Origin of the sequence: Streptomyces sp. NBC_00154 (genome assembly GCF_026342835.1) — a bacterium.
Lineage (GTDB): Bacteria > Actinomycetota > Actinomycetes > Streptomycetales > Streptomycetaceae > Streptomyces.
The window spans coordinates 4,273,114-4,291,485 of record NZ_JAPEMI010000001.1; the positions used below are offsets into that span (position 1 = coordinate 4,273,114).

Below are 18,372 nucleotides of genomic sequence, written 5' to 3' on the forward strand. Positions count from 1 at the left end.
AGAGGGGGCGAAGGCGCGATGCCGAAGTAAGGTAAGCCTAACCTAACTTCACGTCGCGTTGTTCCCTCGCCCCCCGTGGGACGCAGAAGTTGTCCGAATTACATGCCCTTACGCGTCCTCGGTGGCCGCTTCCGCACGCAGCTGCTCCTCGCTCAGTCCGCGGCGCCAGTAGCCGACGAACGTGATGCGCCTGCGGTCGAATTGACGCTCCTGCACGAGATGGCGGCGCAGCGTCCGTACGGTCGACGACTCGCCCGCGATCCAGACGTACCCGGTCCCCTCGGGCAGTTCCGCGGCGCGCACGGCGTCCACGGCGGACGGTGCGCCCTCGTCCCGGACGAGCCAGCTGATCCGGGCGCGGGCCGCGGTGTTGAGCGCCTGGCGGTCCTCGGTGTGCTGGACCTCCAGCCAGACCCGGGCCCGCATGCCGGCCGGCAGCCACTCCAGGGCCGAGGACGCAGCGGGCAGCGCCGTCTCGTCGGCCCAGATCAGCACCCAGTCGGTGTCCTGAGGGGGCCGGAAGCGGACGGCCGTGTTGTCCTCGACGGCCGGTCCGAGCGCCTTGAGGAGATCGCCGGGGGCGGCGCCGGCGGCCCAGCGGCAGGCCGGGCCGCCGTCCTCGTGCAGCGCGAAGTCGATATCGATTTCGGTCGAACCGTCGGGGTCGCGGCGCTGCGCGCGGACCGTGTACGAGCGCATGACGGCCCGGACATCCTCGGGCAGGGCCCGCCAGGCGTCGAACCAGTCACCGTTCTCATCGACCGGAACGACTGGTTCCGGCTGGCCGGGGTGCGGCAGGAACAGCGACAGACTCTGATCCCGGCCCCCGGCGGCGAAGCCGTCGAGTCCCGGCCCGCCGAAGGTGATCCGGAGCATGGACGGCCCCAGCCGCCTGGTCCGGACGACCGTCAGGCCGAAGAACCGGAAGGGGGCGATGGGGGGAGCGGCGGCGGTCGTCATGCGAGGGCTCCTTCCAGGAACCGGGAAGCGTCGGTGACGCGGCCCGGCCCGGCCCGGCCGGGATCTTCCCGGCCGGGCCGGGCCGGTACTGCGTTGCTGCGATGAGCGGTTCCGGAATGGCTCCGGAGCGCTTCCGGTGCGTCAGCCGGCCTTCTTGGCGCCCTCGATGGCCTTCGCGAGGTCCTCAAGGATCGGCGCGCACTTGTCGTACGAGTAGATCGGCTCGGTGGTACGGGGGATGACCTGACCGGCCTTCACGGCGGGCAGCTGGGCCCAGGTCGGCTTGGACGTCAGGGCGTCGGGCTGCAGGGCCGAGGAGCGGTTGTCCATCATGATGATGTCGGCGTCGTACTTGTCGACGTTCTCCCAGCTCAGCTCCTCGAAGAAGCCCGCGGCGTTGACCTTCGGCTCGACGAACTTCACGCCCAGTTCCTGGAAGTACAGGGTGTCCGCGGACGTCTTGGCGAGCGAGACGTAGAAGAGGTCCTGGCTGGCCGAGCCGATCACGACCTTGATGTTCGGCTTGGACTTGGCGGCGGCGCGCAGCCGGGCCGCGGCCTTCTCGAAGCGGGCCTTGGCTGCGGTGATCTTGGCGGCCTTGACGTCGGCGCCCAGGGACGCGGCGAGGTCCTCGTGGCGCTGGATGGCCTTGGGGATGGTGGTCTGGGCGGCCCACAGGGCGACGCTCGGGGCCAGCTTGAGGATCTTGTCCTTGGACTCGTCCGGCACGTACCAGAGGGCGTCCTTCTCCCACATGGCGGTGACGAGCAGCTCCGGGCCGAGCGCCGCGTACTTCTCGACGTTGAATTCGCCCCAGACGTTGCCGAGGATCTCGACCTTGCTGATGTCGAGGTCGCCGGCCTGCACATCGGCCTTGCCGTCCTTGGTCTTCGTCGGGCCGAAGACGCCCTTGACCTCGATGCCGTAGTCGTGGAGTGCGGCGGCGACACCGGTGAAGGCGACGATGTTCTTCGGAGTCGACTTGGCCTTCGCGGTCAGACCGCGGTCGTCCTTGAACGTCCACGGGCCGGACTTCTCGGAGCTCGAACCCGAGCCGGAGCCTTTCTTTTCGTCGCCGCAGGCTGCGAGCACGGCGCCGAGACCGACGGCGCCGCCGGCGGCCAGGAGGCCGCGACGGGAGAGGGAGGTGGTCCGGACCTTGGGCATGGGTGTGTCTGCTTTCGTACGCGCCGGTGGGCGCCCGCTGACGAGTTCGAAGATAGGTTAGCCTAACCTCAGCAACTGTCCAGAGGTGCCCTGCCCATGGGCCGCCGGCCCGGCTACCAGACGAGAACTCCGCCACCCACGTCCTGGGCCCGCCGGGCCGCCGCGGTGATGTTGGCCAGGCGCTCGGCCACATAGCCTTCGCGGTAGCCGCAGTGCGCGTCGAGTGCCGCCGCGTACCGGCGCAGCAGCGCGCACTCGTCGAGGAACTCCTCGATGTCCTCCGGCTCGACGTACAGGTCGCAGGACGCGAGCTCGGGCAGGAACCGGGCCCCTAGCGCCCGGACCCGCTCCGACCCCCACAGATCGGTCCGGCAGCTCTCGAACCCGGCCATGACGCTGCCGTCCGGGGGATCGTCGAGAAGGTGCGGCCTGCCGCTCCTGCCCCGCACGAAGGTGTGTACCAGGAGCGTCATCCGCCGAAGTCCCTCCGGCACTCGTCGAGTCCCTCGATCCGCACGTCGACGGTCCGGTACTCCGCCCAGCGGTCGCGGTCGATCCGCAGCCGCTGCAGGGTCACGGGAGCGCCCCGCAGGGCGGCCACCTCGAGCCCGTCCGGCAGATAGCCGAGCCGACGCGAGACGCCCAGCGAACGCGGGTTGTCGAGCATCGCCGACGAGGTCGCGGTCCGGGCGCCGAGACCGGCGAACGCCAGATGCAGCACGGCGGCCCGCATCTCGGTGCCTATGCCCTGCCCCTGGTACGCCAGCCCCAGCCACGAACCGGTATTGACCTCACCGGTCACCGCGAAGTCGGTCGCCCCCAGGTCCTGCCGGCCGACCACCTTGCCCTCGTGCAGCACGGCGAGGCTCAGCACCCAGTTCCGCACCGACCAGTTGGCGACGGTGCCCAGCACGTGCTGGTACACGCCCCGGCCGCGCTCGGCGGGCGGGCTGTCGGTCCAGGGGACGGTGAACGGCATGCTGTCCGCAGCGTGCACCCCGTCGGCGGCGACCGTCGAGAGGTCGTCGAGCAACTCCAGGTCCGGAAGTCGAAGTTCCAGGCGGGGCGTGCGGATGCGGAGCCCGTAGAGGGGCCAGTGACGACGGTCCATGAACAGACTCTGCCGGGGCGGCCCCGGCCCTGTCGAACGAATTGCCCGCCGGCAGGAATCCGGCAGCCGCCCCCGGGGGCCCCGGACACGCCTCAGGCCGGCAGCCCCAGCTCCCGCGCGATCAGCATCCGCTGCACCTCGCTCGTTCCCTCGCCGATCTCCAGGATCTTGGAGTCGCGCCACATCCGTGCCACCGGGTACTCGTTCATGAAGCCGTAGCCGCCGTGGATCTGCGTCGCCTCGCGCGCGTTGTCCACCGCCACCGTCGACGAGTACAGCTTGGCGAGCGCCGCCTCCTTCTTGAACGGTTCGCCGTGCACGAGCCTCGACGCCGCGTCCCGCCAGCCGATCCGGGCCATGTGCGCCCGCATCTCCATGTCCGCGAGCTTGAACTGGATGGCCTGGTTGGCGCCGATCGGCCGGCCGAACGCGTGCCGCTCCTTGGCGTACTTCACCGACTCGTCCACACAGCCCTGCGCCAGACCCGTGGACAGCGCGGAGATCGCGATGCGCCCCTCGTCCAGGATCCGCAGGAACTGCGCGTACCCGCGGCCCTCCTCACCCAGCAGGTTCGCCGCCGGGACCCGCACGTCGGCGAAGGACAGCTCGCGCGTGTCCGAGGCGTTCCAGCCGACCTTGGAGTACGGGGCGGCGACCGTGAAGCCCGGGGTGCCGGACGGCACGATGATCGACGAGATGAGCGGGGCGCCGTTCTCCTTGCGGCCGGTCACCGCCGTGACCGTGACCAGTGCGGTGATGTCCGTACCGGAGTTGGTGATGAAGCACTTGGAGCCGTTGATCACCCACTCGTCCCCGTCGAGCACGGCCGTCGTCCGGGTGCCGCCCGCGTCGGACCCGCAGTCCGGCTCGGTCAGCCCGAACGCGCCGAGCGCCTCGCCCGAGCAGAGCCTGGGCAGCCACTGCTGCTTCTGCTCCTCCGTACCGAAGTGGTAGACCGGCATCGCGCCGAGCGAGACCCCGGCCTCCAGGGTGATCGCCACGGACGAGTCGACCCGGGCCAGCTCCTCCAGGGCGATCCCGAGGGCGAGATAGTCGCCGCCCATGCCGCCGTACTCCTCCGGGAACGGCAGCCCGAACAGGCCCATCCGTCCCATCTCACGCGCGATCTCGTACGGGAACTCATGGCGCTCGTAGAAGTCGCCGATCTTCGGGGCGACCACGTCGTGCGCGAACTCCTCGACGGTGCGGCGCAGTTCCTCGTGCTCGGCGGTCAGCCGGTGGTCCAGGGGCATGGCGGGGGTCACTCCTTGTGGGAGAGGGCTCGGACGGTACGGGACGGGCTCGGTCGGCCCAGTTGTTCGGCGAGCCACACGCTGGTGGCGGTGAGCGCGTCGAGGTCGACCCCGGTTTCGATGCCGAGGCCGTGGAGCATCCACACGAGGTCTTCGGTGGCGAGATTTCCGGTGGCGCTCTTCGCGTACGGGCAGCCGCCGAGGCCGCCCGCGGAGGCGTCCACGGTGGTCACTCCGTGCTGGAGCGCGGCGAGGGTGTTGGCGAGGGCCTGGCCGTACGTGTCGTGGAAGTGCACTCCGATGCTGTTGGTGTGCACGCCCTCCTCGTTCAGCTCGGAGAGCAGGTCCTGCACATGGCCGGGGGTGGCGACGCCGATGGTGTCGCCGAGGGAGAGCTCGTCGCAGCCGAGGTCCATCAGCGCCTTGGCGACCCGGACGACCTGGTGGACGGGGACGGGCCCCTCCCACGGGTCGCCGAAGCACATCGACAGATAGCCGCGGACATGCACCTTGTCAGCCTTGGCGCGGGCGACGACCGGCTCGAACATGGCGAGTGACTCGTCGACCGTGCGGTTGAGATTGCGGGCGGCGAACGACTCGGTTGCCGAGCCGAAGACGGCGATCCGGCGGGCGCCGAGTGCGACGGCCCGGTCGAGCCCGCGCTCGTTCGGTACGAGTACCGGGAGTGCGACCCCCTCGATGTCACCGAGACGGGGGAACAGGTCCTCCGCATCGGCGAGTTGGGGCACCCACTTGGGGTGGACGAAGCTGGTCGCCTCGATGGTGGTCAGGCCGGCCGCGGCGAGGCGGTGGATGAACTCCGCCTTCACCTCGGTGGGTACGACAGCCTTCTCGTTCTGCAGTCCGTCGCGGGCGCCGACCTCATGGATGCGCACCCGGGCGGGCAGATCCGGTGCGGGCACCGTCATGGGCAGGGTGCGGGCGGTGGTCATGCGTCCTCCCCGGGTTCGGCCGCGGGCGCCACCACGGCCAGTACCTGGTCCATGGCCACGGTGGAACCGGCCGTGACGTCGAGCTCGGTGACGGTTCCGGCGTGCGGGGCGGAGATGACGTGTTCCATCTTCATCGCCTCCACGACGAGGAGGCTCTGCCCGGCGACGACCTCGTCCCCGACGGCCACCTTCACGACGGTGACGGTGCCGGGCATGGGTGCGGCGAGCGTGTCGACGCCGGAGCGGCCCGCTCCGGTGAGCGACGCCTCGACGGGATCGTGGTCCTGGACGTGCCAGGTGTCGCCGTCGCGGCCCAGCCAGGTCCCCTCCGGGGAGGCGGCGTGGGTGAACGTGTGGGTGGCACCGGCGAGTTCGAGGACGATGCGGTGCGGCGACAGCTCGATCACTCTGGCCGTTTCCCTGCCGCCGGGCAGCGGAGCCAGCGGGCCGCAGGTGCCGGTCGGGGGCTCCGGCGGCTGCGCGCCCTCCCCGACATGGCCGAACGTCAGCTCGGTGCCCGCCGGGCAGGCGCGCAGTGAGACCTGCACCGGGTCATGGCCCGGCAGCCGGAAGTCGCGCACGGTCCGGGCCGGGGTGCCGCCCAGCCGCCAGCCGCTCGCCACCGAGAACGGGTCCACCCAGCCGGAGGCGTCCACGGGGGAGGCGGTCACCGGGGAGGACTGCCGCAGCAACGCCGCTGCCGCGTACACCTCCTCCGGAACCCCGTCCGTCACCAGCCCGTCCACCTCGCGCTCCACCAGTCCGGTGTCCAGCTCGCCCGCCACCACCTGCGGGTGGGCGAGCAGCCTGCGCAGGAACCCGGCGTTCGTCGGAACGCCCAGGATCACCAGCTCCGACAGGGCCGCGCGCAGCCGCCGCAGCGCCGTCTCGCGGTCCGGACCGTGGACGATGACCTTCGACAGCATCGGGTCGTACAGACTGCCGACCTCGACCCCCTCGCTGAGCCCCGAGTCGGTCCGTACGCCGGGTCCGTTCGGCTCGCGGAGGGAGAGCACCGTACCGCCGGAGGGCAGAAAGCCGCGGGCCGGGTCCTCGGCGCAGATCCGGGCCTCGATCGCATGCCCGGTGAGCGTGATGTCCGTCTGGCTGTAGGGGAGTTGCTCGCCGGAGGCGATCCGCAGCTGCCACTCCACCAGGTCCAGCCCCGTGATCAGCTCGGTCACCGGGTGCTCGACCTGGAGGCGGGTGTTCATCTCCATGAAGTAGTACGAGGCCGGGTCGTTGCCCGGGACGATGAACTCCACCGTGCCCGCGCCCACATACCCGCAGGAGCGGGCCGCCTGGACGGCCGCCTCGCCCATCGCCGTCCGAGTCTCCTCGTCGAGCAGGACGGACGGCGCCTCCTCGATGATCTTCTGGTGGCGGCGCTGCAGCGAACACTCGCGCTCGCCGAGGTGCACCACATTCCCGTGCTCGTCGGCCAGGACCTGGATCTCGATGTGACGCGGCCGGTCGATCCACCGCTCCACGAGCAGGGTGTCGTCCCCGAACGAGCCACGGGCCTCGCGGCGGGCGGCCGCGATCTCGTCGGCCAGCAGCGCCTCGTCACGCACCAGCCGCATGCCCTTGCCGCCGCCGCCTGCGGACGGCTTCAGCAGCACCGGCATCCCGATCCCGCGCGCCGCGTCCGCCAACTGGGCGTCGCTGAGCCCGCTCCCGGACGACCCGGGCACGACCGGAACCCCGGCCGCGGCCACCGTCTCCTTGGCCCGGATCTTGTCGCCCATCAGCGAGATCGCCGACGCGGGCGGCCCGATGAAGACAAGCCCCGCGTTCGCGCAGGCCTGCGCGAACCCGGCGTTCTCGGCGAGGAAACCGTACCCGGGGTGAACGGCCTGCGCGCCGGTGCGGCGGGCCGCCTCCAGCAGCGCGGGCACGTTCAGATAGCTCGCGGAGGCGGGTGCGGGACCGATCCGTACCGCCGTATCGGCCTCCCGTACATGCCGGGCGTCGGCGTCCGCGTCGCTGAAGACGGCAACGGACCGCACACCCATGTCGCGCAGGGTCCGGATGACCCGGACCGCGATCTCGCCGCGGTTGGCGACAAGAACGGTGTCGAACATCGTCATCTGTTCCCTCACATCCGGAAGACGCCGAAGCCGGGCTCACCCAGCGGGGCGTTGGCACACGCGGTCAGAGCGAGCCCCAGCACCTGCCGGGTCTCCAGGGGGTCGATCACACCGTCGTCCCAGAGCCGGGCGGTGGCGTAGTACGCGTTGCCCTGCGTCTCGTACTGCTCGCGGATCGGCGCCTTGAAGGCTTCCTCGTCCTCGGCGCTCCAGTCGTCGCCCAACTGGTCGCGCTTGACCGTCGCGAGGACGGACGCGGCCTGCTCACCGCCCATGACGGAGATCTTGGCGTTGGGCCACATCCACAGGAAGCGCGGTGAATAGGCCCGCCCGCACATGGAGTAGTTCCCGGCCCCGTACGACCCGCCGACCACGACGGTCAGCTTCGGCACGCGGGTGCAGGCGACGGCTGTGACCATCTTGGCGCCGTGCTTGGCGATGCCGCCGGCCTCGTAGTCGCGCCCCACCATGAACCCGGAGATGTTCTGCAGGAAGACGAGCGGGATGCCGCGCTGGTCGCACAGCTCGATGAAGTGCGCACCCTTCTGGGCGGACTCGGAGAACAGGATGCCGTTGTTGGCGACGATGCCGACCGGATGTCCGTGGATCCGGGCGAAGCCGGTGATCAGCGTCGTCCCGTACTCCGCCTTGAACTCGGCGAACCGTGACCCGTCGACGACCCGGGCGATCACTTCCCGCACGTCGTACGGCGTCCGTGAGTCGACCGGCACGACCCCGTACAGCCCGGCGGGATCGACCTTCGGCTCCTCCGCGGGCTCCACGGACCAGGGCAGGGCGGCACGCGCGGGCAGCGTCGAGACGATGTTCCGGACGATCCGCAGCGCGTGCGCGTCGTCCTCGGCGAGATGGTCGGTGACGCCCGACGTACGGGAGTGGACCTCGCCGCCGCCCAGCTCCTCCGCCGTGACCACCTCACCGGTCGCGGCCTTCACCAGCGGCGGCCCGCCGAGGAAGATCGTCCCCTGGTTCCGGACGATCACGGCCTCGTCGCTCATCGCGGGGACGTACGCCCCACCGGCCGTGCAGGACCCCAGCACGGCCGCGATCTGCGGAATCCCGGCCCCCGACATCCGGGCCTGGTTGTAGAAGATCCGCCCGAAGTGCTCCCGGTCGGGGAACACCTCGTCCTGCATCGGCAGAAACGCCCCGCCCGAGTCCACCAGGTAGAGACAGGGCAGCCGGTTCTCCAGCGCCACTTCCTGGGCCCGCAGGTGCTTCTTCACCGTCATGGGGTAGTAGGTGCCGCCCTTGACCGTGGCGTCATTGGCGACGATCACGCACTCCCGGCCGCTGACCCGCCCGATCCCGGCGATCACTCCGGCCGCCGGGGCCGCTCCGCCGTACAGCCCCTCGGCCGCCAGCGGCGCCAGCTCCAGGAAGGGCGACCCGGGGTCCAGCAACGCGTCCACCCGGTCCCGGGGCAGCAGCTTGCCGCGCGCCACATGCCGGGCGCGGGCCTTCTCACCCCCGCCCAGCCTGGCCACGGCAAGCCGCGCCCGCAGCTCGTCGCCGAGCGCGTGATGCGCCTCCTCATTGGCCAGCCAGCCCTGAGACGCGGGATCCGCCGCACTCGCCAGTACCGGTGCCTGCTGCATCCGTCGAGCCCCCTTGCCCGGTCGGCCGGTCCGGCCGACTCGGTTAATGAGCGTTAACACGTTTCCTTCAGGTTAACGCTCGCTAACCCGACTGTCTAGAATCGAATCCATGACCACCAGGACGGACGCCCCGACACGCCGAGAGCAGATCCTCAAGGAGGCTGCCCGCCTCTTCGCCGAGCGCGGCTTCCACGGCGTGGGCGTCGACGAAATAGGCGCCGCCGTGGGGATCAGCGGCCCCGGCCTCTACCGCCACTTCCCCGGCAAGGACGCGATGCTCGCCGAACTCCTGGTCGGCATCAGCGAGCGCCTCCTGGCCGGCGGACAGCTGCGGGTCACCGAGGACGCGACCTCCGGCGACGGCTCCCCGGAGGCGCTGCTGGACGCGCTCATCGAGGGCCACATCGACTTCGCCCTCGACGACCGCCCCCTGATCACCCTGCACGACCGCGAGCTGGACCGCCTCCGGGACACCGACCGCAAGCGGGTGCGCCGGCTCCAGCGGCAGTACGTGGAACTGTGGGTCGAAGTGGTCCGCGCCCGCTACCCCCTCCTGCCCGAGACCGAGGCCCGCGCCACCGTCCACGCGGTCTTCGGCCTGCTCAACTCGACCCCCCACCTGGGCCGCCCCGGCGCCCTCCCAGGTCGCACGGCGACGGCGGCACTGCTGCACCGGCTGGCGCGGGGGGCGTTCGAGGCGGCGGGCGAGCAGGCGTAAGGCACGCCGACTCCTGCGGACCTGCCGCTAATCTCTGCTGCATGGGTGAGCTCCTGCCGTTCCTCGTGGTCACCGGCGCGCTCGCCGCGATCATGGGCTTTTTCGCCTGGCTGGCATCCCTCGTCCGCCGCCGCGGTCTTGCCGGCGGAGCTGTCCGCGCCGCCATGGCCTCTTACGACGAGGCTTTCCGTGTGACCGCCCACGACGCGCACTACGAGATTCAGGCGCAGGCAGAACGCAAGGTGCCGGTGGCGTTGCCCGGCGATCCGTGGCGGCCGGTCCGTGGCGAGGCCGGACCGCAGGGTGAGGGCGGGCGAGGCCCTCTGCAGCGGCGTCCTCGCCGACGTCGGCGAGGTCTTCGCGGACGGGTGACCAGGTCCAGGCGTGATCGCTGACAGTTCCGCCCCGGCTGTCCTCTCCCTACGGTCCCGCCGAAGCGCAATGACATCGGAGAAGCACGGACACGTGGGCCCTCCCGAGGTTCGGGAGGGCCCACGTGTCGTTGGACGCCGACGGACGGCGACGTCCGAGCCGACGTATCACCAGCATCGCCGCATGCCTGAATTGCAGCTCCTTCGCCTCGACCACGCCCCGGCCCTTCTTGCGTTCGAGCAGGAGAACCGGGACTACTTCGCCGCGTCGATTTCCGATCGTGGTGACGACTACTTCGCCCACTTCGATGTGCGGCACCACGATCTGCTCGCAGAACAGGCTGCGGGGCAGCGCTTCTTCCATCTGTTGGTGGATGGCAGCGGTGCGGTGCACGGGCGGGTCAACCTGGCCGATGTGGCGGACGGTTCGGCCGAGCTCGGCTATCGGATCGCCGAGAAGAGCGCCGGGCAGGGGCTGGCCACGGCCGCCGTCCGTGAGGTCTGCGGCCTTGCCGCCGCGGAGTACGGTCTGACCACGCTGCGGGCCGTCACGACCCTCGACAACGCCGGGTCGCGAGCGGTGCTGGCCCGTACAGGATTCGTACCCACCGGTGAGATCCGGCTCGACGGCCGCCCGGGCCTTCGCTTCGTACGGGATCTGCGGGAAGCCGGGGACCCGGTCAGCACCGACCGGGTGTCCCGGCGCCCGTAGCAGCGCGGGGGCCCGGGAGCCGCGGGGGTGCCCCGCCGTCCGCCGTGCAAGACACCCGGCACGCTGCGCACACCTGACGGCACAATGGGTTCATGCCGATACCCAGCCGTGCCGCTCTCGTCGAACACCTCGTCCGTACGCGTATCGCCGGAGATGTCGCCACACCCCGTGACAACAACCTCTCCCACTACCGCAGGCTCGCCAACGGCGATCGCCACTACTGGCTGGGTCTGGAGCTCGGCAACCGGTGGGCCGATGAGCAGGATGTGCTCGCCGTCATGGCCGAGCGCTGTGGGGTCAGTGACGACCCGGAGCACCGGTACGGACAGGACACCATCGATCCGGAGCTGACGGTCGACGCGCTGGAGCGGATGGCGGCCCGGCTGCGCAAGGCGGCTGCCGGCTCGGAGCGGGTGCTGTTCGCGACCGGGCATCCGGGTGGGCTGCTGGATGTGCACCGGCAGACCGCGGATGCGTTGCGGGCCGCCGGGTGCGAGATCATGCGGATTCCGTCCGGGCTGGTGGCGGACGAGGGCATGGTCTTCCAGTTCGCCGATGTGGCCGTGATGGAGCGCGGGGCGACGCTGTGGCACACGCACTCCCCGGCGCCGATGGCGGCCGTCCTGGACGGTCTGGAGCGCGAGGGGCGGCCGATGCCGGATCTGGTCGTCGCCGATCACGGGTGGGCGGGTTGCGCCGGACAGCGGGGGCTCGACTCGGTCGGGTACGCGGACTGCAATGACCCGGCGCTCTTCCTCGGGGAGGCGGAGGGCACCCTTCAGGTCGTCGTGCCGTTGGACGACCATGTCCTGGACCCGCGGTTCTACGACCCGATGACGGACTATCTGCTGGATGCGGCCGGGCTGATCTGAGCGCCCGTCGCCCTCAGGCGTCGGGCGGGTCCGAGCCGGCGGCCCCGCGCCGTACGACCAGCCCCAGCCCCGGCGTCGGGTCCAGATACACCCGGCGGATCGCCGGATACCGTTCCTGCAGCTGCTCCTCGGCCTCCTCGCACGCCCACTCGATCTGCGCCGCGGTCGACGCGTCCCGGAAGTCGATCTTCGCGGCGACGAGGATTTCCGTCGGTCCCTGGATCAGGGTGGTGAGCTCCAGGACCTCGATGATGTGCGGTACGGAGAGAAGCTCCTCGCGGATCCCGGCCCGCATCGCCTTCGGCACCGGGCGGCCGATCAGCAGTTGGGCGTTGGACCGGCCCAGCACCCAGGCCACGTACACCAGCAGTGCGCCGATCAGGAGGGACGCGACGCCGTCCCAGACGCCGGAGCCGGAGAGCTGGCCGCCGAGCAGGCCGCCCGCGGCGAGGACCAGGCCGGCCAGGGCCGCCGAGTCCTCCATCACGACCGCCTTGACCGCGGTGTCGGGGGTGTGGCGCAAGTAGTGGGTGGTGGGTGCGCCCAGACGGGCGGCCTCGCCGCGGACCTGGCGCAGGCCCGTGCGCAGGGAGAAGCCCTCCAGGAGGAAGGCCACGGCCAGCACGATGTACGAGATCAGCGGGTCGCCGAGTTCCTCGCCCTGGACGAGGGTGTGGATGCCGTCGTAGAAGGCGAACACCGCGCCGCCGACGAACGTGGCGACCGAGGCGAGCAGCGCCCAGATGTAGCGCTCCGGGCCGTAGCCCAGCGGGTGTTCCTCGTCGGCGGGCTTCTCGCTGCGCTTGAGCGCGGTGAGCAGCAGGACCTCGGTGACCGTGTCGGCGACCGAGTGCGCCGCCTCGGAGAGCATCGCGCTCGATCCGCTGATCAGCCCCGCGACCGCCTTCGCCACGGCGATACCGAGGTTGGCGACCGCCGCGACGACGACCGTGAACGTGGACTCCCCACCAGGCGCGCTGTTGTCGATGCTGTTCTCGGCGCTCATGGTGGGGAGTATCCATGACGGGGCGGGCCGTGGCCTGTTCAGTCCCGCGGGACCCGGACCACGCCCTCCTGGATGACGGTGATCGCCAGCCGGCCGTCCTGCGTGTAGATACGGGCCTGACCGAGTCCGCGCCCGCCGGACGCGGACGGCGACTCCTGGTCGTACAGCAGCCATTCGTCGGCCCGGAACGGCCGGTGGAACCACATCGCGTGGTCCAGGCTCGCGCCGACCACGTCGCCGACCGCCCAGCCGCCGCGCCCGTGCGCGAGCAGCACCGAGTCGAGCAGCGTCATGTCGGAGACGTACGTGGCCATGCAGACGTGCAGCAGCGGGTCGTCCGCGAGTTTGCCGTTGGTGCGGAACCACACCTGGGAGCGGGGCTCCTGCGGTGTGCCGACGTTGGCGAACGGCGGGGCGTCGACATAGCGCAGGTCGACCGCAGCCCGCGCCTCCAGCAGCCGGTCCATGACACCCGGGTCGGTGAACGCGTCCGCGTACCGCGGGAGCATCTGTTCAGCCGTGGGCAGCGTCTCCGGGTCGGGAGCGGGCGGCATGTCCGCCTGGTGCTCCAGGCCCTCCTCGTACGTCTGGAAGGACGCCGAGAGGTGGAAGATCGGCTGCCCGTGCTGGACGGCCACCACCCGGCGGGTGGTGAAGGAGCGGCCGTCGCGGATCCGGTCGACGCTGTAGACGATCGGTGCGCCCGGGTCGCCCATCCGCAGGAAGTAGGAGTGCAAGGAGTGGGCCGTGCGGTCCGCGGGGACGGTGCGGCCCGCGGCGACGAGTGCCTGGGCCGCGACCTGGCCGCCGAAGACCCGGGGCACGACCGCCGAACGGCTCGTGCCCCGGAAGATGTCCCGCTCGATCTGCTCCAGGTCGAGCAGATCGAGCAGGGATTCAAGTGCTGAGCTCATGGAGAAGAACGTAACCGCTCTACAGACCCATGGACTTGGCGATGATCGACTTCATGACCTCGCTGGTGCCGCCGTAGATGCGGTTGACGCGGTTGTCCGCGTACAGGCGGGCGATCGGGTACTCGTTCATGTAGCCGTAGCCGCCGTGCAGCTGGAGGCAGCGGTCGATGACGCGGTGCGCGACCTCGGTGCAGAACAGCTTGGCGGAGGCGGCCTCGGCGGGCGTGAGCTCTCCCGCGTCCAGGGCCTCCAGGGCGCGGTCGGCGACGGCCTCGGCGGCGTCGACCTCGGCCTGGCAGGCGGCCAGCTCGAACTTGGTGTTCTGGAACGAGGCCACCGGCTTGCCGAAGACCGTGCGCTCCTGCACGTACTGCTGGGCGAACCGGACGGCGGCCTTGGCCTGCGCGTACGCACCGAAGGCGATGCCCCAGCGCTCGGACGGCAGGTTCTGACCGAGGTAGTAGAAGCCCTTGTTCTCCTCGCCGAGGAGGTCCTCGACGGGCACCTTCACGTCGACGAACGCCAGCTCGGCGGTGTCGGAGGTGCGCAGTCCGAGCTTGTCGAGCTTGCGGCCGATGGAGTAGCCCTCGGACTTGGTGTCCACGGCGAAGAGGGAGATGCCGAAGCGGCGGTCGTCCTCGCGCGGGGCGGAGGTGCGGGCACACACGATCACGCGGTCGGCGTGCACGCCACCGGTGATGAAGGTCTTGGCGCCGTTGAGGACGTAGTGCGTGCCGTCCTCCGAGAGCTTGGCGGTGGTCTTCATGCCCGCGACGTCGGAGCCGGTGCCCGGCTCGGTCATCGCCAGCGCCCACATCTCCTCGCCGGTGACGAACTTCGTCAGGTAGCGCTTCTTCTGCTCGTCGGAGGCGAGCAACTTGATGTAAGGCAGGGCGAGCAGCACGTGCACGCCGGAGCCGCCGAAGGAGACGCCCGCGCGTGCGGTCTCCTCGTAGAGCACAGCCTCGAACTTGTGCGTGTCCAGCCCCGCGCCGCCGAACTCCTCGGGGACGTTGATGCCGAATATGCCCAGCTCACCGAGCTTGTCGTAGAAGTCGCGCGGCGCCTGGCCCGCGGCGAACCACTCGTCGTAGACGGGCGCGACCTCGGCCTCGATGAAGGCGCGGATGGTCTCCCGGAACGCCTCGTGGTCCTCGTTGAATACCGTACGGCGCACGGGGGTGCCTCCTCTGTCAGCTTCGGTCAGCGGTGAGTGAGCTTCGGCCAGGGCTGGCTAAGCGCTTGCTCAGCTCTGGTCAAAAGTTACCCGGCAGTCACCGGGGCTGTCCAGAGTTGGCCGGCGGGGGTCGCCCACATCACAGCCGGCGCTCACGCACGACCGGCCGGCCCCGATCCCACTGCCGGACCGGCCGGCCGCGATCTCACCGCCGGACCGGTCGGCGGGGCCTCACGGCTGCCGCAGTGCGAACCAGAGCTCCGTCCGTACGTCCATGTCGTCCAGGTCCGCGTCCAGCAGCGTCGCGCAGCGGGCGATGCGCTGGCGGACCGTGTTGCGGTGGACCTGGAGGGCTGCGGCCGTGCGGTCCCAGCTGCCGTGGAGGCTCAGCCAGCAGCGGAGCGTCTCCGCGAGCGTGGGGGTGAGCGGAGCGAGCAGCGCGCGGGCGTGCGCCTCCGCCTCGGCGCGCGGGACGAGAGCGGCAAGGCCCCGGCCGGTGTCGGTGTGGTGGTGGGCCAGCGGGGTACGGGTGGCCACGGCGCGGCCCAGCGCGCGGGCCGCCTGACCGTCGGCGAGGTCCAGTGCCGTGATGGGGGCCGGGGCGGAGGTGCCGAGCGTCCAGCCGGGCTGCGGAGTGATCCGGTCGCCGCCCGGGACCAGGACCTTGACGGCGTCGCCGCCCCGGCCCGCGTCGACCAGGGCCGACCCGAGGGCGGCGCCCAGCGCCCCGGCGGTGAGCGGGTCGACCGGGCCGCCGCCGCTGCGGCGTGCGTGCACCACCGTCCAGAGTTCGGCGCCGCCGAGCAGCGGGGCGACGGCCACCGGGTCCGCGCCGAGCAGCAGCCGCACGAGCCCCGCCGACCGGCCCGCGGCGTCGGCGCCCTGGTGCGGGGCGGCCAGCAGGGAGAGGAGGACGACCGCGATCCCGGTGACCGTGTGGTCGCCCGCCTCGCGCCGCCCCGTCGCCAGCGCCAGGACGAGCCCCTGCCCGCCGCCGAGCGCGTACGCGAAGAGATGCGTGTCGCCGAGGGTGTCGGTCGCGGACGTCGGGGCCGGGGAGACGGGGGCGGCGGTGGGGGAGACCACGCGGGCCAGCCGGGTCAGGGCCGCCCGTACCTCGGGGGCCGGGCGGCGGCCCGCCGCGTGCAGCTCCTCGCCGGCCGCGGAGAGCAGCATCGCCCGGCCCGCCAGCTGCGCGGCAAGCTGGTGCAGCACCGCGGGCACCGGGTCCGGCCGGGCCGCGGCCGTCGCCAGTGCCTGCTGGGCGCGCGTCACCCGGCGCAGCTCCCGGTGCCGGGCCTCCGCCATCAGTCGCCACACCGCCCGCGCGATCGCTGTGAACGGCGTCGCGGGCGGCACCTCCACCAGTGGCAGCCCGTGCCGGTCGCACGCCTCGATCAGCGCCTGCGGCACCGCGTCGTGCACCGGGGTGACCCCGAAGCCGAGCGCCGCCGCCCCGGCCTCCACCAGCCGGGCGACATACGTGTCCGGCTCCTTGAGCAGCACTCCGGCGCTCAGCAGCAGCTCACCGCCGAGCAGATACGGGTACGGGTCGGCCATCTCCGAGGTGTGCACCCACAGCAGGTCGACGTGGGCCGGGCCCGCGATCAGGCGCAGCCCGAGATCCTCGCGGGCGAGCAGTTCGGCGAGCGGGATCGGCGGGGTGGGGGGAGCCGACCCGGAGGGGGCGGCGGACCCGGAAGGAGCGGCGGACCCGGAAGGAGCGGCGGGGACGGTGGATCCGGTGGGGGCGGAGGGCCCGGTGGGAGTGTCCGGCATGGACGGTCCATCCATTGGCTACGGCGAGATTGGATAAAACGTACACTTCAGCGCCGCCTGTGGGCCACCTACCGTCTTCACGAACCACACATCCCGCAATGACCCGCAACGTGACTGAGACGGAGGAAGCCCATGGCTGTCGACTACGCGGTGATCGTCGTCTATCTGGCCGGCATGCTCGCCATGGGTTGGTGGGGCATGCGCCGCGCCAAGTCCAAGAGCGAATTCCTGGTGGCGGGCCGCCGCCTCGGCCCCTGGATGTACTCCGGGACCATGGCCGCGATCGTCCTCGGCGGCGCGTCCACCATCGGTGGCGTCGGCCTCGGCTACCAGTACGGGCTCTCCGGCGCCTGGATGGTCTTCACCATCGGTCTCGGACTGCTCGCCCTGTCCATCTTCTTCTCGGCGCGCATCGCCCGGCTGAAGGTCTACACCGTCTCCGAGATGCTCGACCTGCGCTACGGCGGTAGGGCCGGCCTCATCTCCGGCGTCGTGATGTGGGCGTACACGCTGATGCTCGCGGTCACCTCGACCATCGCGTACGCCACCATCTTCGACGTCCTCTTCGACATGAACCGGACCGTCGCGATCATCCTCGGCGGCGCCATCGTCGTCGCGTACTCGACGCTCGGCGGCATGTGGTCGATCACGCTCACGGACATGGTGCAGTTCGTCGTCAAGACGATCGGTGTGCTGCTCCTGCTCCTGCCGATCGCGGTCATCAAGGCCGGCGGCTTCAGCGAGATGAAGGCGAAGCTGCCCACCGAGTACTTCGACCCGCTGGGCATCGGCGGCGAGACGATCTTCACCTACGTGCTGATCTACACCTTCGGCATGCTGATCGGTCAGGACATCTGGCAGCGCGTGTTCACCGCACGCACCGACCGCACCGCGCGCTGGGGCGGTACCGTCGCCGGTACGTACTGCCTGGTCTACGCGCTCGCCGGAGCCGTCATCGGCACCGCGGCCAAGGTGATGTACCCGAAGCTGCCCAGCGCGGACTCCGCCTTCGCGACCATCGTCAAGGACGAACTGCCGGTGGGTGTGCGAGGGCTGGTGCTGGCCGCCGCACTCGCCGCGGTGATGTCGACGTCGTCCGGTGCGCTGATCGCCTGCGCCACCGTCGCCAACAACGACATCTGGTCGAAGCTGCGGGGCGTGGTGTCGCGCGGCCGGGGCGACGAGCACGACGAGGTGAAGGGCAACCGGGTCTTCATCCTCATCATGGGTGTGGCCGTCATCGTCATCGCCATCGCGCTCAATAATGTGGTGGAAGCGCTGACCGTCGCGTACAACCTGCTCGTCGGCGGTCTGCTGGTGCCGATCCTCGGCGGTCTGCTGTGGCGCCGGGGCACGGCGGCCGGTGCGCTGGCCGCGGTCTCGGTGGGCGGCGTCGCCGTGATCGGCCTGATGGCGACCTACGGAATCCTCGCCAACGAGCCGGTCTACTACGGGCTGCTGGCCTCGCTCGCGGTGTACGTGATCGTCTCCCTGGCGACGAAGCCGACCGATGCGGCGGTGCTGGTCGCCTGGCGCGAGCGGCTGGCGGGGAAGGGTGCCGACTCGGACGAGACGGCCCCGGAATCCGTGACCGTCTGACCACTTGTCCTCAACATCCCCCATCGCCTCAAGGGCATGGGAGGTGTCCCCTCGACGGGCTCGATCCTGGCCCT

The 18,372-nt window shown here is 71.0% G+C and carries 17 protein-coding genes; 5 read left to right on the plus strand and 12 right to left on the minus strand.

The window, feature by feature from the left end; genetic code table 11:
• Positions 1-108 precede the first annotated feature (108 nt).
• The 8 genes from OHA03_RS19195 to OHA03_RS19230 all read right to left on the minus strand — a co-directional run bounded on the left by OHA03_RS19195 (position 109) and on the right by OHA03_RS19230 (position 9,150).
• A complete protein-coding gene (locus tag OHA03_RS19195) occupies positions 109-960 on the minus strand; it encodes a siderophore-interacting protein (protein WP_267005046.1) in 852 nt (283 codons plus the stop codon).
• A 141-nt stretch (positions 961-1,101) separates the two neighbouring features.
• Positions 1,102-2,127 (minus strand): ABC transporter substrate-binding protein, encoded by a 1,026-nt coding sequence (locus OHA03_RS19200; protein WP_267005047.1) that lies wholly within the window; start codon positions 2,125-2,127, stop codon positions 1,102-1,104.
• A 113-nt stretch (positions 2,128-2,240) separates the two neighbouring features.
• A complete protein-coding gene (locus OHA03_RS19205) occupies positions 2,241-2,600 on the minus strand; it encodes a hypothetical protein (protein WP_267005048.1) in 360 nt (119 codons plus the stop codon).
• Positions 2,597-3,238: a GNAT family N-acetyltransferase gene (locus OHA03_RS19210; protein WP_267005049.1), complete on the minus strand. Its 642-nt coding sequence runs from the start codon at positions 3,236-3,238 to the stop codon at positions 2,597-2,599. Before OHA03_RS19210 ends, OHA03_RS19205 begins: the two co-directional genes overlap by 4 nt.
• A gap of 92 nt (positions 3,239-3,330) precedes the next feature.
• Complete coding sequence (locus tag OHA03_RS19215) at positions 3,331-4,491, minus strand: acyl-CoA dehydrogenase family protein (RefSeq protein WP_267005050.1); 1,161 nt, start codon at positions 4,489-4,491, stop codon at positions 3,331-3,333.
• Positions 4,492-4,499: 8 nt separating this feature from the next.
• Entirely contained in the window at positions 4,500-5,444 is a 945-nt protein-coding gene (locus OHA03_RS19220; protein ID WP_267005051.1) for a hydroxymethylglutaryl-CoA lyase, read from the minus strand.
• Positions 5,441-7,534 (minus strand): acetyl/propionyl/methylcrotonyl-CoA carboxylase subunit alpha, encoded by a 2,094-nt coding sequence (locus OHA03_RS19225; protein WP_267005052.1) that lies wholly within the window; start codon positions 7,532-7,534, stop codon positions 5,441-5,443. Before OHA03_RS19225 ends, OHA03_RS19220 begins: the two co-directional genes overlap by 4 nt.
• Before the next feature lie 8 nt (positions 7,535-7,542).
• Positions 7,543-9,150, minus strand: coding sequence for a carboxyl transferase domain-containing protein (locus tag OHA03_RS19230; RefSeq protein ID WP_267005053.1), 1,608 nt, complete (start codon positions 9,148-9,150; stop codon positions 7,543-7,545).
• A gap of 109 nt (positions 9,151-9,259) precedes the next feature.
• Here OHA03_RS19230 and OHA03_RS19235 point away from each other — a divergent pair, with 109 nt between their 5' ends.
• From OHA03_RS19235 to OHA03_RS19250, 4 genes are all read left to right on the plus strand, one after another.
• Positions 9,260-9,868 carry a TetR/AcrR family transcriptional regulator gene (locus OHA03_RS19235; protein WP_267005054.1) on the plus strand — a complete coding sequence of 203 codons (609 nt, stop codon included), beginning with the start codon at positions 9,260-9,262 and terminating at the stop codon, positions 9,866-9,868.
• Between the two features lie 41 nt (positions 9,869-9,909).
• On the plus strand, positions 9,910-10,263 hold the full coding sequence (locus OHA03_RS19240; RefSeq protein WP_267005055.1) for a hypothetical protein: 354 nt from the start codon (positions 9,910-9,912) through the stop codon (positions 10,261-10,263).
• 160 nt (positions 10,264-10,423) lie between these two features.
• Positions 10,424-10,951 carry a GNAT family N-acetyltransferase gene (locus OHA03_RS19245; protein ID WP_267005056.1) on the plus strand — a complete coding sequence of 176 codons (528 nt, stop codon included), beginning with the start codon at positions 10,424-10,426 and terminating at the stop codon, positions 10,949-10,951.
• Positions 10,952-11,043: 92 nt separating this feature from the next.
• Positions 11,044-11,823, plus strand: coding sequence for a phosphatase (locus OHA03_RS19250; protein ID WP_267005057.1), 780 nt, complete (start codon positions 11,044-11,046; stop codon positions 11,821-11,823).
• A gap of 13 nt (positions 11,824-11,836) precedes the next feature.
• On the opposite strand, the gene OHA03_RS19255 is transcribed toward OHA03_RS19250, so the two are convergent.
• The 4 genes from OHA03_RS19255 to OHA03_RS19270 all read right to left on the minus strand — a co-directional run bounded on the left by OHA03_RS19255 (position 11,837) and on the right by OHA03_RS19270 (position 16,699).
• On the minus strand, positions 11,837-12,829 hold the full coding sequence (locus OHA03_RS19255; protein ID WP_267005058.1) for a cation diffusion facilitator family transporter: 993 nt from the start codon (positions 12,827-12,829) through the stop codon (positions 11,837-11,839).
• Positions 12,830-12,867: 38 nt separating this feature from the next.
• Complete coding sequence (gene tesB, locus OHA03_RS19260; RefSeq protein ID WP_267005059.1) at positions 12,868-13,743, minus strand: acyl-CoA thioesterase II; 876 nt, start codon at positions 13,741-13,743, stop codon at positions 12,868-12,870.
• Positions 13,744-13,762: 19 nt separating this feature from the next.
• Entirely contained in the window at positions 13,763-14,920 is a 1,158-nt protein-coding gene (locus tag OHA03_RS19265; protein ID WP_267005060.1) for an acyl-CoA dehydrogenase family protein, read from the minus strand.
• Positions 14,921-15,151: 231 nt separating this feature from the next.
• Positions 15,152-16,699, minus strand: a complete 1,548-nt coding sequence (locus OHA03_RS19270; protein WP_267005061.1) for a PucR family transcriptional regulator — start codon at positions 16,697-16,699, stop codon at positions 15,152-15,154.
• Positions 16,700-16,831: 132 nt separating this feature from the next.
• Between OHA03_RS19270 and OHA03_RS19275 the strand changes: the two genes are divergently transcribed.
• Positions 16,832-18,298 carry a sodium:solute symporter gene (locus tag OHA03_RS19275; RefSeq protein WP_267005062.1) on the plus strand — a complete coding sequence of 489 codons (1,467 nt, stop codon included), beginning with the start codon at positions 16,832-16,834 and terminating at the stop codon, positions 18,296-18,298.
• The last annotated feature ends 74 nt before the right edge of the window (positions 18,299-18,372 follow it).

What these genes read in the sequence shown, in the direction of transcription:
- OHA03_RS19195 (WP_267005046.1), bottom strand. Translation starts at nt 960, where the DNA reads ATGACGACCGCCGCCGCTCCCCCCATCGCCCCCTTCCGGTTCTTCGGC.
- OHA03_RS19200 (WP_267005047.1), bottom strand. Translation starts at nt 2,127, where the DNA reads ATGCCCAAGGTCCGGACCACCTCCCTCTCCCGTCGCGGCCTCCTGGCC.
- OHA03_RS19205 (WP_267005048.1), bottom strand. Translation starts at nt 2,600, where the DNA reads ATGACGCTCCTGGTACACACCTTCGTGCGGGGCAGGAGCGGCAGGCCG.
- OHA03_RS19210 (WP_267005049.1), bottom strand. Translation starts at nt 3,238, where the DNA reads ATGGACCGTCGTCACTGGCCCCTCTACGGGCTCCGCATCCGCACGCCC.
- OHA03_RS19215 (WP_267005050.1), bottom strand. Translation starts at nt 4,491, where the DNA reads ATGCCCCTGGACCACCGGCTGACCGCCGAGCACGAGGAACTGCGCCGC.
- OHA03_RS19220 (WP_267005051.1), bottom strand. Translation starts at nt 5,444, where the DNA reads ATGACCACCGCCCGCACCCTGCCCATGACGGTGCCCGCACCGGATCTG.
- OHA03_RS19225 (WP_267005052.1), bottom strand. Translation starts at nt 7,534, where the DNA reads ATGACGATGTTCGACACCGTTCTTGTCGCCAACCGCGGCGAGATCGCG.
- OHA03_RS19230 (WP_267005053.1), bottom strand. Translation starts at nt 9,150, where the DNA reads ATGCAGCAGGCACCGGTACTGGCGAGTGCGGCGGATCCCGCGTCTCAG.
- OHA03_RS19235 (WP_267005054.1), top strand. Translation starts at nt 9,260, where the DNA reads ATGACCACCAGGACGGACGCCCCGACACGCCGAGAGCAGATCCTCAAG.
- OHA03_RS19240 (WP_267005055.1), top strand. Translation starts at nt 9,910, where the DNA reads ATGGGTGAGCTCCTGCCGTTCCTCGTGGTCACCGGCGCGCTCGCCGCG.
- OHA03_RS19245 (WP_267005056.1), top strand. Translation starts at nt 10,424, where the DNA reads ATGCCTGAATTGCAGCTCCTTCGCCTCGACCACGCCCCGGCCCTTCTT.
- OHA03_RS19250 (WP_267005057.1), top strand. Translation starts at nt 11,044, where the DNA reads ATGCCGATACCCAGCCGTGCCGCTCTCGTCGAACACCTCGTCCGTACG.
- OHA03_RS19255 (WP_267005058.1), bottom strand. Translation starts at nt 12,829, where the DNA reads ATGAGCGCCGAGAACAGCATCGACAACAGCGCGCCTGGTGGGGAGTCC.
- tesB (WP_267005059.1), bottom strand. Translation starts at nt 13,743, where the DNA reads ATGAGCTCAGCACTTGAATCCCTGCTCGATCTGCTCGACCTGGAGCAG.
- OHA03_RS19270 (WP_267005061.1), bottom strand. Translation starts at nt 16,699, where the DNA reads ATGCCGGACACTCCCACCGGGCCCTCCGCCCCCACCGGATCCACCGTC.
- OHA03_RS19275 (WP_267005062.1), top strand. Translation starts at nt 16,832, where the DNA reads ATGGCTGTCGACTACGCGGTGATCGTCGTCTATCTGGCCGGCATGCTC.